Below are 16238 nucleotides of genomic sequence, written 5' to 3'. Positions count from 1 at the left end.
AAAATTGGTCTACACCTTGGGTTCTCTCATATTAGACCCAACATGATTAGATAATAGAAAAGTCGCCAAACATCAGTTTGTGTGTACATTCATGTATGGAAATTACCAATTATCAGGAGAGACGACCGATGAATATTCGTCCTTTACACGACCGTGTTATCGTTGAGCGCCAAGAAGTTGAATCTAAGTCTGCTGGCGGCATTGTATTAACAGGTTCTGCGGCTGAAAAATCAACACGCGGCAAAGTACTTGCAGTAGGCAAAGGTCGTATTTTAGAAAACGGTTCTGTTCAGCCACTTGACGTTAAAGTTGGCGACACTGTTATCTTTGCTGAAGGCTACGGCACTAAGACTGAAAAGATCGATGGCAAAGAAGTTCTAATCATGTCTGAAAATGACATCATGGCAATCGTTGAATAATCCGATCACATCGAATTAAAAATTAAGAAAGGAAACGCAAGATGGCTGCTAAAGACGTTAAATTTGGTAACGACGCACGAATTAAAATGCTAGAAGGTGTCAACATTCTAGCTGACGCAGTAAAAGTAACATTAGGTCCTAAAGGCCGTAACGTTGTACTAGACAAATCATTTGGTGCACCAACGATTACTAAAGATGGTGTTTCTGTTGCGCGTGAAATTGAACTGGAAGATAAATTCCAGAACATGGGCGCACAAATGGTGAAAGAAGTTGCATCACAAGCTAACGATGCGGCGGGTGACGGCACAACAACAGCAACAGTACTTGCACAAGCGATCATCGCTGAAGGTCTAAAAGCAGTCGCTGCGGGTATGAACCCTATGGATCTTAAGCGCGGTATCGACAAAGCGGTTATTGCTGCGGTTGAAGAGCTAAAAGCGCTATCTGTTCCATGTGCTGATACAAAAGCTATCGCACAAGTAGGTACAATCTCTGCGAACTCTGATGCAACTGTGGGTAACCTAATTGCTGAAGCGATGGAAAAAGTAGGCCGTGATGGCGTTATCACCGTTGAAGAAGGCCAAGCACTTCAAGACGAACTAGACGTTGTTGAAGGTATGCAGTTTGACCGTGGCTACCTATCTCCATACTTCATCAACAACCAAGAAGCGGGTTCTGTTGATTTAGAAAGCCCATTCATCCTATTGGTTGATAAGAAAGTATCAAATATCCGTGAACTTCTTCCTGCATTAGAAGGCGTTGCTAAAGCATCTCGTCCTCTACTTATCATCGCAGAAGACGTTGAAGGTGAAGCGCTAGCAACATTAGTTGTGAACAACATGCGTGGCATCGTGAAAGTGGCCGCTGTTAAAGCACCTGGTTTCGGTGACCGTCGTAAAGCAATGCTTCAAGATATCGCAGTACTAACAGCAGGTACCGTGATTTCTGAAGAGATCGGTCTTGAGCTAGAAAAAGTTCAGCTAGAAGATCTTGGTCAAGCTAAGCGTGTAACTATCACGAAAGAAAACACAACAATCATCGACGGTTCTGGTGAAGAAGCGATGATTCAAGGTCGTGTTGCACAAATTCGTCAACAAATTGAAGATGCAACATCTGACTACGACAAAGAAAAACTTCAAGAGCGTGTCGCTAAACTTGCTGGCGGCGTAGCGGTTATCAAAGTTGGCGCAGCAACTGAAGTTGAAATGAAAGAGAAGAAAGACCGCGTAGAAGATGCACTACACGCAACTCGCGCAGCGGTTGAAGAAGGCGTTGTTGCAGGTGGTGGTGTTGCACTTATCCGCGCAGCATCTAAAGTTGCAGGCCTTACTGGCGACAACGAAGAGCAAAACGTGGGTATCCGTGTAGCACTTCGTGCAATGGAAGCACCTATCCGTCAAATCACGAAGAACGCAGGTGATGAAGAATCTGTTGTTGCTAATAATGTACGTGCAGGTGAAGCGAACTACGGTTATAACGCAGCAACTGGCGAGTACGGTGATATGATTGAAATGGGTATCCTAGACCCAACAAAAGTAACTCGTTCAGCACTTCAGTTCGCAGCATCTGTTGCTGGTCTTATGATCACGACAGAAGCAATGATTACTGACAAAGCGACTGATACTCCTGCAATGCCTGATATGGGCGGCATGGGTGGTATGGGTGGCATGGGCGGTATGATGTAACCCATTAATAACAGTAGAGATTTTTCTCTTAGTTATTTGAAAAGCCGAGCATGATGCTCGGCTTTTTTATTGCCTGATAAATATAGAACCAATATACGTAACATTGTTTTTATTGTTGTACATAGTTTGTCGGGAATATTCCTAAAAAAGCTGCACAAAAATAAAGTTATTTTAAAACAATGAGTTATGTAAGTGTTACGATGTGTTAGCTTATACCGTTGAAAGTGTACACCTATTTGCTGTTCTTGTTATGTAAAGGTGTTCATTTTGTCCTGCTGTTCTCTCTAATAGACTCAGATAAAAATAAGACGTGATTATTATAATCAAACATGTAATCAGAAAAAGTTATGTACAGTATTATATCTAAAAAACACCAATAACTACCTCTTAATTCATAAACATATAAAAGTTTATATTTCTAGCTTTTTAAGCAAATTGTGGTTTTGTGTTTTTATTGTTTATAAACTTAATTAAGCTACTTAATTGCCATTAATATATTAGAGCATGTTTTTTGTGAAATAAGATTAAAAATGCGTTCAATAAGTATTGGTTTAATAATACTTAATCAAACTATCGACTTTGACGTGGTCGATAAATATGATTTTTCTAGTATATTAACCTCTATGAACTATTGCTCATCTAGAAAAAAGCCCCAAAAGCTGTACGTTGTTTTTGTTGTTTTATTTCAATGAGTTATGTGGAAATTAAAAGGCGCTATAAATGCGACTGTATTTGAGCATAAAAAAGCTGTAACTTTTACATTTAGCTGTACAGGTTAGTTCGGAGAGGAGATTTTGATGTCTGATAGGGCTGGAAACGATGGTGTTTAGTTATAAAAACGCCCCTGTATTGACAGAGGCGTAGTGAATATCAAAAAGGGAGTCTATTAGCTCTCGCTAGGCAGGTTATCCTGATTTAATGAGACCCACGCAGCCATAAAGCAAATAATGAACGACTGGATGAAACCACGTAAATCGATATCACCTTGAACTAATACATCATCGGCGTTAGTTTCCATGTTAAAAGATACGGTACGATCCTTTATGCTGAAGAATACACGACCAACCAGTACTAAGTTCTCACCATTATCGTCTGGGTTGTAAACCATACCTGCACCAATTTGATCGTGTTCAGTGATAGGTAAAGCGCTAAACGCTAACTTTTCAGCCCCTTCAAAGCCAAAGCCTGCGTAATGCTTACTTGGATCTTCTTGTTGTAATAACTGAGAAAGCATCTCTGTATAAGTCTCTAGGGCTTCTTCCGGTACATCTTTAGTATTTACCTGTCCCATGTCAAAAGGCTTTTCATCTTCAATCATAGCAACGTTATAGGTAAAGTCTGTCATCGTTAATCCTTTGATTTTTAATATCATCATCATTATATAACGTACTACGTTAACGTAATTTTGAACGGTCTGATAGTGTTAATCTCATCAGTGATTAGTGGATGTTTTAACGATCACATTTATAGGAATGTGATGATATATTGTTCCAAACTTTGCTTTTTTCAGTGAAGAGGTAAGCTGTTACTTACTAACTATATTAATAATAAATAAGGCATAAAGAACCTGGCGGTATTAAAGTTTTAGTTTGCTGAGGAAAAAGCTTAAAAAGCTGTACAGAATTAATTTGTTTATAATCAATAAGTTAGGCTGGCATTCTGAGGTTTTTACTTGTGGGTGTTTTTGTTCTGCTTTTTGCTGTATTTTAAGTGAAAAGCTGATCTTTATTTTAGTTCATAATTGCCGTTGTTATGAAATATAACAACGGCGAGTTCAACTTATTGATTTAATTGAAACCTTTTGCTCTTGTTGGCATTTTTTTCAATATATTCGATGATCATACCAGCAATATCTTTACCTGTTGCCGCTTCAATGCCTTCAAGGCCTGGTGATGAGTTGACTTCCATGATTAATGGACCACGGTTAGAACGCAGTAAATCTACACCTGCCACGCTTAATCCCATTGCTTTCGCTGCTGCAATCGCCGTTTTACGCTCTTCTGGTGTAATACGGATCAGTGATGCACTCCCACCACGGTGTAGGTTTGAGCGGAACTCACCTTCAGCTGCTTGGCGCTTCATTGAAGCAATGACTTTATCGCCAATAACAAAACAACGGATGTCGGCGCCACCGGCTTCTTTAATATATTCCTGAACCATAATATTGGCTTTTAAGCCCATAAAAGCCTCAATCACACTCTCTGCTGCTTTTTGAGTTTCAGCTAATACTACGCCAATCCCTTGAGTACCTTCTAATAACTTAATAACCAAAGGTGCACCACCGACCATTTTGATTAAATCAGGTACGTCATCTGGTTTACTCGCAAAGCCGGTAACAGGCATACCAACACCTTTGCGGCTTAATAACTGTAATGAACGTAGTTTGTCGCGTGAACGGGAAATAGCAATGGATTGATTGACAGGGAAGACACCCATCATTTCAAACTGACGTAATACAGAGCAGCCATAAAAGGTAATGTCTGAGCCAATACGCGGAATAATGGCATCAAAACCTGTTAAATCATTGCCCTCAAAGTGAATTGAAGGCTGCACAGAGTTGATGTTCATATAACAACGCAGTGCATTAATAATCACAGCTTCATGTCCTCGTTGCTCACAAGCTTCAACAAGGCGACGGGTGGAGTATAGGTTAGCGTTTTGCGACAAAATGCCAATTTTCATTGCGTTACTCGCGACAAATAAGAGGTGATAGTCAGCAGCGTTAAGTTTGGCGAACTTGTTAAATATATGCCGCTGTATGAGTCGCGACTATGCGCTTAAAACAATAAAAAATCGATAGCCGTAAAGATGATTTTTTTTGATTGTGTTGGATAAATTTATTTATCGAATAAGTAAAAGTAACATGATGTTCTTTTTAATGTAAGTAAAAAGAACATCATGTTACTTATGCTTAGTCATTATTTTACTGGAAAAGCTGTACGTGTTATTTTAGTTTTTAATAATCAATATGTTATGATTGGTTTACCATGTTACTTTAAGTGACTATCATGGTGCGATCACCTTTTTGGTGTAATTAATTCGAAAAGGTGTTTATTTTGTTTTTGGTGTAAAAAAAAGACGATTTAATCGTCTTTTTCGTGTTGCTGTTGGGTTTATGGCCTATTCAAGCAGTAAGTCCAGCGGTGTTTTACTTGCTCGTCCACCGACTTCTCTGGTGAGTTTAGGGACGAGATACCCTGAGACTTGGGTGATTAATCCGGCCATTAATTGACGAGCCGTTTCATCATCTACCATATAATGCGCAGCGCCTTGCACGCGGTCTAAAACGTGGAGGTAATAAGGCTGAATGCCTGCATCAAATAATGCTTCGCTAAGGTCTGTTAATGTCTTTACCGAGTCATTAATGCCTTTTAGCAGTACGCCTTGGTTAAGTAAGGTGACATTGGCTTGTTTTAGCTTCTGCATTGCTGTTTTTAGCGCATCATCGATTTCGTTGGCATGATTAATATGAGTCACCAAAATCGTTTGTAAACGCGTCTCTGCCAGTATTTGACACAAGCTATCGGTAATACGGTTAGGGATCACCACTGGTAGCCTGCTGTGGATACGTAGGCGCTTGATATGAGGTATTGCTGAAATATGCTCAACAAGCCATTGGAGCTCATGATCTTTAGCCATTAACGGGTCGCCACCGGATAAAATCACTTCATTGATTTCAGGATGGGCGGCGATGTACGCCAGGCTCTGCTGCCATTGATGCTTGTTACCTTTATTGTCGCTATATGGAAAATGACGACGGAAACAATAACGGCAGTTGACCGCACAGCCACCTTTGACTATCAGCAATACACGATTGTGGTATTTATGCAGTAACCCTGGAATATCGTTCTGCTGCTCTTCTAGGGGATCGACAGAGTAACCTTGGTGAACTTCGAATTCTTGCTCTAAGGGTAAAATTTGACGTAAAAGTGGATCATGTGGGTTGCCGATTTCCATTTTATCAACAAAGCTCAATGGAACACGTAGCGCAAACAGCTTCCTTGCGGCGAGGCCATTTTCCCATGGTGTGGGATCAATTTTGAGCAATTTGAGTAACTGAAAGGGATCAGATATCGCATTCGATAGATCATTAAGCCAGTTTTGCTCAACAGATGGCACGTTTAGGGGTATGATATGCGACATTAAATACAACTCGAAGATGTTAAGAGGATTAGAATGGCGTCTTTCAGCACCAATGAATTCCGCGGCGGAATGAAAATTATGCTAGATAATGAACCATGTGTCATTATCGAAAACGAATTTGTTAAGCCTGGTAAAGGTCAAGCGTTCAACCGCGTACGAATCCGTAAACTTATTTCTGGTAAAGTTTTAGAGAAGACTTTTAAATCAGGTGAATCAGTTGAAGCTGCGGACGTAATCGATACTGATCTTGATTACCTATACAACGATGGTGAATTCTACCACTTCATGAACAACGAAACGTTTGAGCAAATTGCTGCTGACGTTAAAGCGGTTGGTGAGAATGCTAAGTGGCTAGTTGAAAACAACACTTGTACGCTAACACTTTGGAACGGTAACCCAATTGCTGTTACTCCACCAAACTTCGTTGAGCTAGAAGTGACTGAGACAGATCCTGGTCTTAAAGGTGATACACAAGGTACTGGCGGTAAGCCTGCAACACTAAGTACGGGTGCTGTTGTTCGTGTACCTCTATTTATCGCTATCGGCGAAGTGATCAAAGTTGATACTCGTTCTGGTGAATACGTAAGCCGTGTTAAGTAATTAATCGGTTTATAAGGTCGTTATATTATTAACGATGAAAAGGTCGCGTAAGCGGCCTTTTTTGTTTCTATTTTTTGATATTGATGGAAAAAGGTAAATTAGAAACGGTTGCTATCATAAAATTTAGATAATAAAAAAGCACCGCTTGCGGTGCTTTTTGTGTTTTTGTATACAGTTTAAATCATGAATACAAAAATGATGGATAGGGCGGTGATCAAAAACGCAAATGCGTAACAAGCGATCTTACCGACCACACCTGCATGGATTTTTAAATCATGCATACCGTGGTGCAAACGGTGCATCGCATGCCACATTGGTAGCGACAGAGTTGCGATAACAAATAGCGCACCAATAAAGCTGGTTGCGAAATCTGCTGCGCGATCGTAAGTCATTGCTTCTGGGCTAATAATGCCAAGAGGAACAAGAATACCGAGTACTAAAATCGTAACCGGTGTGATCATTGCAAACCAAGTACCGCCAGCACCGAACAGACTCCACCATACTGGCTCGTCAGAACGTTTAGGATGTAAATTAACCACGACGGACTCCTTAAACTATCGCAAGAACAAACAAGGTAATAACAGCAACAACAGCCCACTGAGCAAGAATGATAATTTTCTTATCAAGCAATTTGCCTTTAATACGAATAGGCACAACTTGCGGCATCATATTGAAGTAGGTGAATGCATGAAACAAGCTACCTGCTAGGGCAAGAATATTGAGTAGAATGACCACTGGATTTGCCATGAAGTTTAGCCAGCTTTGCCATGCTTCAGGACCTTTAACTAGGCTACCTAAACCGAATGTTAAGCAGATAGTAAAAAAGATCAAAGGTAGTACTGTTGCTTCGCGGATCATGTAGAAGCGATAGAAAGCGCTGTCTTTCCACCAAGTACGCTTCATTTCACGAACGTAAGGTTTACGGTTGCTCATCCTTATGCCTCCATTGGTTTGATCATTGCAATAACGAAATCTTTAGAAGATTCCACTTTGCCTTGGTTAACAGCCGCAGCTGGATCAACACTCTTAGGACAGACTTCAGAACAGTAACCTACGAATGTACAACCCCAAGCACCGTTTTCACCATTGATAAGCGCCATACGTTCATCTTTACCATTGTCACGGCTATCAAGGTTGTAGCGATGAGCCAGAGTCAATGCTGCAGGGCCAATAAATTCAGGGTTTAAACCAAACTGAGGACACGCGGCGTAGCACAGACCACAGTTAATACAGCCTGCAAATTGCTTGTATTTCGCCATTTGCTCTGGTGTTTGTAGGTTTGTACCATCTTCAGGTGTGCGATCGTTACCAATAATGTATGGCTTAATCGCTTCAAGACGCTCAATAAATGGCGTCATATCAACAATTAAATCTTTTTCAATCGCAAAATTTGCTAATGGCTCAATTTTTACACCGTTAGGGTAGTCACGTAAAAAGCTCTTACAAGCAAGCTTTGGCACGCCATTTACCATCATGCCGCACGAGCCACAGATAGCCATACGACAAGACCAACGGTAGGATAAATCCTTATCTAGGTGGTCTTTAATGTAACCAAGCGCATCAAGAACAGACATGGTTTCATTGAACGGTACTTCGAATTGTTCTAGGTACGGTTCTGCGTCTTTTGCTGGGTCATAACGCAGAATTTCAACTGATTGAATGCGAGTCGCTGACATTATGCCTTTTCCTCTTGTTGCTCTGTGGCTGCTAGTTTTTCAGCAGAGTCTTTTGCTGCAGCTTCGTCAGCGGCAGCACCATATAGACGTGCTTTAGGTTGAGATTTGGTGATCGTTACATGGCTGTAATCGATAATTGGTGCTGCGCCATTGTTGTAAAACGCTAACGTGTGTTTTAGGTAGTTCACATCATCACGTTCAGTACAACCGTCATCTAAGCGTTGGTGTGCACCACGAGACTCTCTACGATTTATTGCTGAGTGTGCCATCGCTTCAGCCACTTCTAGGCCGTAACCAATTTCAATTGCGTATAGCAGATCGGTATTAAAGACTTTGCCTTTATCTTGAATGGAGATGCGCTTGTAACGCTCTTTTAGCTCCGCTAGCTTATCAATCGTTGCCTGCATTAAATCTTCTTGGCGATAGATACCACAACCCGCTTCCATGGTGTGACCCATTTCAGTGCGGATCTCTGCCCAGTTCTCATCACCTTCTTGTGCCATTAGGGCATCAATACGTGCTTGAACTGCATCAATTTGTGCATTGATCGATGCGTCATTCCAACCTTTGAATTCCTCGGCACGTTTAACCGCGTGCTCACCAGCAACACGACCAAATACCACGAACTCTGCTAATGAGTTAGAACCTAAACGGTTGGCGCCGTGAAGACCGACAGATGCACACTCACCCACAGCAAATAAACCTTTAATGCGAGTTTCACATTCGCCATTTGTTTCAATACCACCCATGGTGTAGTGAACAGTAGGGCGAATTGGGATCGGCTCTTTTGCAGGATCGACGTTGACATAGGCTTTTGCTAATTCACAGATGAACGGTAGACGTTCATGCAAGTATTCTTCACCAAGATGGCGTAGATCTAGGTGTACCACATCACCAAGTGGGTGCTTGATGGTGTTACCCTTTTGTTGTTCATGCCAGAAAGCCTGTGACACTTTGTCACGAGGGCCTAATTCCATGTATTTGTTCTTTGGTTGGCCGACAGGTGTTTCAGGGCCCATGCCGTAGTCTTGCAAGTAACGGTAACCGTTTTTATTTACAATGATACCGCCTTCACCACGACAGCCCTCTGTCATCAGGATCCCTGTGCCAGGAAGACCTGTTGGGTGATATTGTACGAATTCCATATCACGTAGTGGAATACCGTGACGGTACGCCATTGCCATACCATCGCCAGTTACAATGCCACCGTTAGTATTACAGTGGTAAACACGACCTGCGCCACCCGTTGCAAGGATCACTGACTTTGCTTTAATACAAATCAATTCGCCTTCAGACATGTGGATTGCAATTAGACCTTGTACTTCACCATCTTCAACTAAAAGATCAACCACAAAATATTCATCAAAACGTTTGATTTGAGAATACTTAATCGAGGTTTGGAATAAGGTGTGCAGCATGTGGAAGCCAGTCTTATCTGCAGCAAACCATGTACGTTCTACTTTCATACCACCAAAACGACGAACGTTTACTTCACCGTTTTCTTTCCGGCTCCATGGGCACCCCCACTGTTCCATCTGGATCATTTCGCGAGTGGCGTTCTCAACGAAATATTCCACAACGTCCTGTTCACATAGCCAGTCACCACCGCCAACGGTATCGTTGAAGTGATTATCTAAGCTATCTTCGTCCTTGATCACGGCAGCAGAGCCACCTTCAGCCGCAACAGTGTGCGAACGCATTGGATACACTTTTGAGATCAGTGCAATTTCTAGTTCTGGGTTAGCTTCTGCAGCAGCGATGGCAGAACGTAGGCCTGCACCACCTGCGCCGATTACAGCGATATCTGTGGTAATAGTCTTCACAGCTATCCTCCGAAGGTAAGACGGTAAAAATTGAAAAGATGCGCGTGGCGCATCTATCCTTGAAATCCTGAGCGCATTCTATGAAACCCTGTGATTAGATAAATTGATTTAGACGCAGGTTTTTACCGAAATAGTCAAAAAATGTAAGAAGATTACAAAACCTGTGATATTTGTCACAATCGATCATGTTTTTAAATTGTTATCTCTTTGTATTTATTGGTTTTTATGTTTATCAAATGTTAACTGATGTGTGGCGGTTATTTTGTTTTTATTGGAGGTGCCTTTTAACTTGATGATAAGAAAGATAAATAAAGTGATGCTTTAGTTGCGGGGATGTGGGTGTTGTAAGCTGGTGATTAAATATTAAGTTTTCATCAGAGAAAAAAAGAGAAGCTATTTTTTCATAATTTATTCATATCTTTATCAGTCATAGAGACTTTGTTGTGATCTCTTGTGGGAATCTGCGACGTTTATTGCTGAGCTCTGATAAAATGTGAGCATTAATCAATTTCATTAAAGAAGAAAGTTTATGTCTACTTGGCAACCTACTGCGTCTATTGAGCAACTCAAAAAACGCGCTCATCTGTTAGCGGTTATTCGTCAGTTTTTCGCCGCTCGTGAGGTGATGGAGGTCGATACTCCAGCCATGAGCCAAGCAACGGTGACGGATGTACACCTACATACTTTTCAAACCGAATTTGTAGGGCCTGGGTATGCTGATGGGCAAATGTTATTTTTAATGACTAGCCCTGAATTTCATATGAAACGATTACTTTCCTCGGGAAGTGGGGCGATTTATCAGATTTGCAAATCTTTTCGTAATGAAGAATCGGGTCGTTACCATAACCCCGAATTCACCATGTTAGAGTGGTACCGTCCTAACTTTGATCATCATTTGCTCATGGATGAAATGAATGACTTACTGCAGTTAGTTTTAGGTTGTGGTGCCGCTGAGAAGATGACCTACCAACAGGCGTTTATTAACCAGCTTGGCGTGTGTCCTTTAACTGGCACAATGACGGAACTTAAAGCGGCGGCTGCAAATCTTGGGCTGTCTGATATCGCTGAACCTGAAGACGATCGCGATACCTTATTACAGTTGCTATTTAGCATTGGCGTTGAAGGTAAAATTGGTCAGCATGTACCCGCTTTTGTTTATGACTTTCCTGCCTCGCAAGCGGCATTGGCGCAAATTAACCCAACTGATCCTCGTGTGGCAGAGCGCTTTGAGGTGTATTTTAAAGGCATTGAACTGGCGAATGGCTTTCATGAGTTAGCGAATGGTGATGAGCAATTACAACGTTTTGAGCAAGATAATCAAAAGCGTTTAGAGATGGGATTAAAGCCTCAACCGATTGATATGAATTTGGTTAACGCGCTACGTGCTGGTTTCCCTGACTGTGCGGGTGTCGCCTTAGGTATCGACCGGTTGATCATGTTGGCATTAGGACTTGATCACATTGAAAAAGTGACAGCCTTTCCTATTGAACGAGCATAACCGACAACATTGTTGAGACGTTACGTTTGTTATCAACGTAAAAAAGCACGGTAATTATCATTATTACCGTGCTTTTTTATTACGTAAGATAAATTTAACCGATACCTCCAAGGTGCAGATAAACATCAACAGAGGGCGGTATCAGGGCGACCACAAATTTACCTAAAACAGCTTTAATTCATTTAGATAGTCCGCAAGTAGGATTTCAAGGCGTCTTATCTTTGATGATTTAATATAGAGAATTCACACCTTAAATGCAAGTGGTTCTCATTACGTGGTTATTCAACGATAATTCGCGCGTTAATGGGTTGTACTGGTCGGTTGTTATTGCCCATGATTTGATGCAGTTTCTCGGTTTGATCTTTTGAGCTGTATTGTGGTGTTTCTAAAACAAACCAGCGAACACCTTCAGTACATGGTGGTGTCGTTAGTGAGCCATTGAATTGATAGTACTCTCGCTCGCGAGGAAGAAGATTATTCGGGCTCAGATCATCGGTGAAATCGATGGTATTACCTTTAGTTGGGATATCTTTTAGTAAAGAGCTAAGAGCATTGTTCTCACGTAAGCCGTTTTCAAACATCACTGCGATAACGGCAATGTTGCCTTTATCATCTACATTCACAAAGTGCGCTTCTAACGGGTATTGCTTACCGTTGATTAAGTTTTCAGATGGCGTATGGAAATGAATTTGCTTCAAGGTATACGTATCGCCATCCACAATCAGCTTATTATCACCACTCACGAGTGCTTCCACTGTATGCCCATTATTGGTGATATCTGTGATTTTTCCGTCATACTCAATTCGCAGTGGGGCAAGGTTTGTTTGCAGTGCAGAAGTGATGTTAATTGGGCTTTGATTTTTACCTAATCCGCACATTGGATAGCTTTCAGCCCAGTGTTCGTTGCTTTTGCCATAGCCCCAGTCAGCGGCTTGTGCAGTTAGAGACACTCCTGCAAGGAGAGAAAGAAGAACTAAAGATGCTTTTTTTATCATGTGAAAACCTTTGTTATATCGCATTTATATAGTGAAAAAGCGGCGCGTTGGTGTTGTCAGGTTAAGGACTGACATAACGGCATTTATTCTAGATAGGTATGATGGTAAGTCGAATACGAGAGAAAGGAAAATAAGATTATCTTTGTTAAGAGTTTACGGTATTGAGAGTGGAGGAAATGTCATATTCTTTAGTGCAATGATTGATCGATGATTACATGGCGTCGTCAACTCGAGCTTAGTGTTTACCGTATTGTGGATAAGAAAAAAGGGCTAATATAGCCCTTTTTTCTTTTATTTATTATTACAGATTTTGGGAGATTTGCTCTGCGTAAGGCTGACCCATACGTGTTGTTTGGAGTGGTTTCATTTGCTCTACAAAACGTACCGCATCTTTAGGGAATAAGTTGATCACCGTAGAGCCGAGCTTAAAGCGGCCCATTTCTTCACCTTTTTTCAGGCTAATTGCTGCAGTACCTGTTGCGGGGTAATCCCAACGACGTACTTCTGGGCCTGTTGGCGGTGTTACTGTTCCTGCCCACGTGGTTTCAATACTGCCCACAATCGTAGCACCAACCAGTATTTGTGCTAATGGACCAAACTCGGTATCAAAAATACACACAACACGCTCGTTACGTGCAAATAGATTAGGGACATTTTCTGCAGTTAGCGGGTTAACTGAAAACAGATCGCCGGGTACATAAATCATTTGGCGCAATATACCATCGCATGGCATGTGAACACGGTGGTAATCACTCGGTGATAAGTATAGTGTCGCGAAATCACCGCCCATAAATTCATCGGCAAGATTTTTATCACCACCTAATAGTTCACAAGCATCAAAGTAGTGACCTTTAGCTTGGAATAAACGGCCCTCTTTGATTGGACCGAGTTGGCTAACGCAAGCATCTGCTGGGTGGCTAATGATACGTGTATCTTCATTAATTGGACGCGCACCATCTTTTAGTTCACGAACAAAGAAAGCGTTAAACGTTGGGTAAGCCGTAGGATCGGGATTACGTGCTTCTGCCATATCAACATTGTATTGTTTGATGAACCAACGAATAATCGCTGTGGTGACTTTGCCGCCTTCTAATGAAGCCAGTTTGCCCACTAAACGTGTTAGCGCATGCTTTGGCGTACAATATTGCAGGCCGATTTTTATCTTATCTAGCACAATTAATCTTCCGAAAAATACCACTTAATCAATAATCTAGCTGCTTATGTCAGAGACAAAGAACAACCCGAACAGGCAATGATACCTAACTCTTAGAGGAAAGTCAGGTTATCTGCATGGGTGGCTAAGAGTTTGAGAGTCGAGTCCAAAAATGAAGAGCATCCCTAAGAGAGTATAGGTACTCTCTTTGGGAGGGGATCAGTCAGGCTTGTTGCGAGAAAATTGGCGGTTAGCAACATTTTCCGACATGCTTTCAATGATCTTATGGTAGCTATTGAAACGGTCTTGGCTAATTTCACCTTTTTCAACGGCTTCACGCAAAATACAGCCCGGATCGTTTTTATGTTTACAATCGCGGAATTTACACCCGCCAAGGTAATCACGAAATTCAACGAAAGCTTCTGTTACTTGCTCTGATTCTAAGTGCCATAAGCCAAACTCACGCACTCCTGGTGAATCAATCAGATCACCACCTTCTTCAAAGTGATATAAACGTGCTGCTGTCGTGGTATGTTGGCCTAACCCTGAGTTACTTGAAACATCACCGATATCAGCTTCAACTTCAGGCATTAAGGCATTAACCATACTTGATTTGCCCACACCCGATTGGCCAGCAAAAATACTGGTATGATCTTTTAAGTCTTGCTTTAAGCCATCTAAGCCTTCGCCTGTATCGGTACTGACAAGGCGAACGTGATAACCAATCTTCTCGTATTGTGCGAGTTTTTGTTCAACATTTTTACGCTCGTCTGCACTCAATAAATCGACTTTATTTACGACAATAAGCGGCTTAATGCCGATAGTTTCTGCGGCAATAATATAGCGGTCGATTATGTTAAGCGATAGCTCTGGTAAAATAGCTGAGACGATAACAATACGGTCAACGTTGGCTGCGACTGCTTTTACGCCATCATAATAATCAGGACGAGTCAGCATTGATTGGCGCTCATGCACTGCTTCCACCACGCCAGCAATACCTTGTAAGGCTTCAACTCCTGGACGCCAAACAACACGATCGCCAGAGACGAGACTTTGAATGCTGCGACGTAAGTTACAGCGATGAATTATGCCTGTTTCGGGATCTTCGACATCAGCATGTTGGCCGAAACGAGTGATCACCAGTCCTTCTCGCGCATTTTCTAATAATGACTCATCCCATTGGACGTCATTTTTCTCGCGAGTTAGGCGTTTATTTTGGTTTGAGCGGACGCGTCGGCTCTGACCTTTAGTTAGCTTTTTCTTTTTTGCCACAAGAATATCATTCAATTTGGTTAGCTTTCGGTATTATCATACATGGTTTAGTCACAAAATAGGCAATATCGAATGACAATCAGCGACAAGAATCTCATTTGGATCGATCTTGAAATGACAGGATTAGATCCAGAAACCCATAAAATCATTGAAATAGCGACAATTGTTACTGATCCTCAACTCAATATTTTAGCGGAAGGCCCTGTACTTGCGATCCATCAGCCTGAAGCTGAGTTGGATAAAATGGATGATTGGTGCACAAATACGCATACAAATAGTGGTTTAGTTGAGCGTATTCGTAAAAGTACCGTGACAGAGCAACAAGCGGTGGCACAAACAATTGCATTTTTAGAGCAGTGGGTTCCTAAAGGATCTTCACCTATTTGTGGTAACAGTATTGGTCAGGATCGTCGTTTCTTATACAAGCATATGCCTGAGCTTGAGCAGTACTTCCATTACCGTTATTTAGATGTCAGTACCCTAAAAGAATTAACGCGCCGATGGAAACCTGAATTATTAGATGGGCTTAATAAAAAAGGTAGTCACTTAGCACTTGATGATATTCGCGACTCAATTGATGAATTACGCTACTATCGAGAGAATATATTTACAATTTGATGGTTAAATCGGCACTTGAAAAACTTTATTCGTTTTTTTCTGCAGAAGTCTTGCATCAGTCAATTTTAGTCGTATAATGCGCAGCCTCGAAAGGAGATAACGTGTTTGTTTCCTTTCGATAAAAATCGGACGCGGGGTGGAGCAGCTTGGTAGCTCGTCGGGCTCATAACCCGAAGGTCGTTGGTTCAAATCCGGCCCCCGCAACCAATCTCTTTTAAAGAGATGTGATGCGACACTAGCTCAGCTGGTAGAGCGCAACCTTGCCAAGGTTGAGGTCACGAGTTCGAACCTCGTGTGTCGCTCCACTTTTTTACTTGGTAGAGAAGTGATATTCATGGCTACGGCGATGGATAAAA

The 16238-nt window shown here is 41.7% G+C and carries 15 protein-coding genes and 2 tRNA genes; 7 read left to right on the top strand and 10 right to left on the bottom strand.

All coding sequences use genetic code 11. The features are described from left to right. The first annotated feature begins 128 nt into the window (after positions 1-128). Both C9J41_RS17720 and groL read left to right on the top strand, forming a co-directional pair. The gene (locus C9J41_RS17720) at positions 129-419 is read left to right on the top strand and encodes a co-chaperone GroES (RefSeq protein ID WP_005372610.1); all 291 of its coding nucleotides are present in this window, start codon (positions 129-131) and stop codon (positions 417-419) included. Between the two features lie 41 nt (positions 420-460). Next, positions 461-2104 (top strand): chaperonin GroEL, encoded by a 1644-nt coding sequence (groL, locus tag C9J41_RS17715; protein ID WP_105061388.1) that lies wholly within the window; start codon positions 461-463, stop codon positions 2102-2104. An 886-nt stretch (positions 2105-2990) separates the two neighbouring features. Here groL and C9J41_RS17710 read toward each other — a convergent pair. From C9J41_RS17710 to epmB, 3 genes are all read right to left on the bottom strand, one after another. Then, the gene (locus C9J41_RS17710; RefSeq protein ID WP_107260822.1) at positions 2991-3449 is read right to left on the bottom strand and encodes a molecular chaperone GroEL; all 459 of its coding nucleotides are present in this window, start codon (positions 3447-3449) and stop codon (positions 2991-2993) included. 434 nt (positions 3450-3883) lie between these two features. Further along, a complete protein-coding gene (rimK, locus tag C9J41_RS17705; RefSeq protein ID WP_045137470.1) occupies positions 3884-4786 on the bottom strand; it encodes a 30S ribosomal protein S6--L-glutamate ligase in 903 nt (300 codons plus the stop codon). A 438-nt stretch (positions 4787-5224) separates the two neighbouring features. Then, positions 5225-6247, bottom strand: a complete 1023-nt coding sequence (gene epmB / locus C9J41_RS17700; protein WP_107207987.1) for an EF-P beta-lysylation protein EpmB — start codon at positions 6245-6247, stop codon at positions 5225-5227. A gap of 33 nt (positions 6248-6280) precedes the next feature. Here epmB and efp point away from each other — a divergent pair, with 33 nt between their 5' ends. Beyond that, positions 6281-6847 (top strand): elongation factor P, encoded by a 567-nt coding sequence (gene efp / locus C9J41_RS17695; RefSeq protein WP_008986072.1) that lies wholly within the window; start codon positions 6281-6283, stop codon positions 6845-6847. Positions 6848-7023: 176 nt separating this feature from the next. On the opposite strand, the gene frdD is transcribed toward efp, so the two are convergent. The 4 genes from frdD to frdA are packed head-to-tail and all read right to left on the bottom strand — an operon-like array spanning position 7024 to position 10346. After that, the gene (frdD, locus tag C9J41_RS17690; RefSeq protein ID WP_107207988.1) at positions 7024-7386 is read right to left on the bottom strand and encodes a fumarate reductase subunit FrdD; all 363 of its coding nucleotides are present in this window, start codon (positions 7384-7386) and stop codon (positions 7024-7026) included. A gap of 10 nt (positions 7387-7396) precedes the next feature. After that, entirely contained in the window at positions 7397-7780 is a 384-nt protein-coding gene (gene frdC / locus C9J41_RS17685) for a fumarate reductase subunit FrdC (protein WP_107287993.1), read from the bottom strand. A 2-nt stretch (positions 7781-7782) separates the two neighbouring features. Then, positions 7783-8523 carry a succinate dehydrogenase/fumarate reductase iron-sulfur subunit gene (locus C9J41_RS17680; protein WP_107207990.1) on the bottom strand — a complete coding sequence of 247 codons (741 nt, stop codon included), beginning with the start codon at positions 8521-8523 and terminating at the stop codon, positions 7783-7785. Continuing rightward, a complete protein-coding gene (gene frdA, locus C9J41_RS17675; protein WP_107207991.1) occupies positions 8523-10346 on the bottom strand; it encodes a fumarate reductase (quinol) flavoprotein subunit in 1824 nt (607 codons plus the stop codon). Before frdA ends, C9J41_RS17680 begins: the two co-directional genes overlap by 1 nt. A gap of 529 nt (positions 10347-10875) precedes the next feature. Here frdA and epmA point away from each other — a divergent pair. Then, complete coding sequence (epmA, locus tag C9J41_RS17670; protein ID WP_107247323.1) at positions 10876-11844, top strand: elongation factor P--(R)-beta-lysine ligase; 969 nt, start codon at positions 10876-10878, stop codon at positions 11842-11844. 278 nt (positions 11845-12122) lie between these two features. Here epmA and C9J41_RS17665 read toward each other — a convergent pair whose 3' ends face one another. The 3 genes from C9J41_RS17665 to rsgA all read right to left on the bottom strand — a co-directional run bounded on the left by C9J41_RS17665 (position 12123) and on the right by rsgA (position 15264). After that, the gene (locus C9J41_RS17665; protein ID WP_107247324.1) at positions 12123-12839 is read right to left on the bottom strand and encodes a carbonic anhydrase; all 717 of its coding nucleotides are present in this window, start codon (positions 12837-12839) and stop codon (positions 12123-12125) included. A gap of 301 nt (positions 12840-13140) precedes the next feature. Further along, complete coding sequence (gene asd / locus C9J41_RS17660) at positions 13141-14013, bottom strand: archaetidylserine decarboxylase (protein WP_107247325.1); 873 nt, start codon at positions 14011-14013, stop codon at positions 13141-13143. Positions 14014-14211: 198 nt separating this feature from the next. Then, positions 14212-15264 (bottom strand): small ribosomal subunit biogenesis GTPase RsgA, encoded by a 1053-nt coding sequence (rsgA, locus tag C9J41_RS17655; RefSeq protein WP_107207995.1) that lies wholly within the window; start codon positions 15262-15264, stop codon positions 14212-14214. Positions 15265-15336: 72 nt separating this feature from the next. On the opposite strand from rsgA, the gene orn reads away from it, so the two are divergent. The 3 genes from orn to C9J41_RS17640 all read left to right on the top strand — a co-directional run bounded on the left by orn (position 15337) and on the right by C9J41_RS17640 (position 16187). Then, positions 15337-15882 carry an oligoribonuclease gene (gene orn, locus C9J41_RS17650; RefSeq protein ID WP_107207996.1) on the top strand — a complete coding sequence of 182 codons (546 nt, stop codon included), beginning with the start codon at positions 15337-15339 and terminating at the stop codon, positions 15880-15882. Positions 15883-16012: 130 nt separating this feature from the next. After that, a tRNA-Met gene (locus C9J41_RS17645) sits at positions 16013-16089 on the top strand. A gap of 22 nt (positions 16090-16111) precedes the next feature. Beyond that, positions 16112-16187: transfer RNA gene (locus C9J41_RS17640), tRNA-Gly, on the top strand. Positions 16188-16238: the final 51 nt, after the last annotated feature.

This window comes from Photobacterium sp. GB-50 (assembly GCF_003026755.1).
Taxonomy (GTDB): domain Bacteria; phylum Pseudomonadota; class Gammaproteobacteria; order Enterobacterales; family Vibrionaceae; genus Photobacterium.
Note: the sequence above shows the minus strand (reverse complement) of the source record. Positions and strands in the feature narration are given on the sequence as shown.

Bases quoted from the DNA above. Each gene is read 5' to 3' on its own strand.
- C9J41_RS17720 (WP_005372610.1), top strand. From the start codon at position 129: ATGAATATTCGTCCTTTACACGACCGTGTTATCGTTGAGCGCCAAGAA.
- groL (WP_105061388.1), top strand. From the start codon at position 461: ATGGCTGCTAAAGACGTTAAATTTGGTAACGACGCACGAATTAAAATG.
- C9J41_RS17710 (WP_107260822.1), bottom strand. From the start codon at position 3,449: ATGACAGACTTTACCTATAACGTTGCTATGATTGAAGATGAAAAGCCT.
- rimK (WP_045137470.1), bottom strand. From the start codon at position 4,786: ATGAAAATTGGCATTTTGTCGCAAAACGCTAACCTATACTCCACCCGT.
- epmB (WP_107207987.1), bottom strand. From the start codon at position 6,247: ATGTCGCATATCATACCCCTAAACGTGCCATCTGTTGAGCAAAACTGG.
- efp (WP_008986072.1), top strand. From the start codon at position 6,281: ATGGCGTCTTTCAGCACCAATGAATTCCGCGGCGGAATGAAAATTATG.
- frdC (WP_107287993.1), bottom strand. From the start codon at position 7,780: ATGAGCAACCGTAAACCTTACGTTCGTGAAATGAAGCGTACTTGGTGG.
- C9J41_RS17680 (WP_107207990.1), bottom strand. From the start codon at position 8,523: ATGTCAGCGACTCGCATTCAATCAGTTGAAATTCTGCGTTATGACCCA.
- epmA (WP_107247323.1), top strand. From the start codon at position 10,876: ATGTCTACTTGGCAACCTACTGCGTCTATTGAGCAACTCAAAAAACGC.
- C9J41_RS17665 (WP_107247324.1), bottom strand. From the start codon at position 12,839: ATGATAAAAAAAGCATCTTTAGTTCTTCTTTCTCTCCTTGCAGGAGTG.
- orn (WP_107207996.1), top strand. From the start codon at position 15,337: ATGACAATCAGCGACAAGAATCTCATTTGGATCGATCTTGAAATGACA.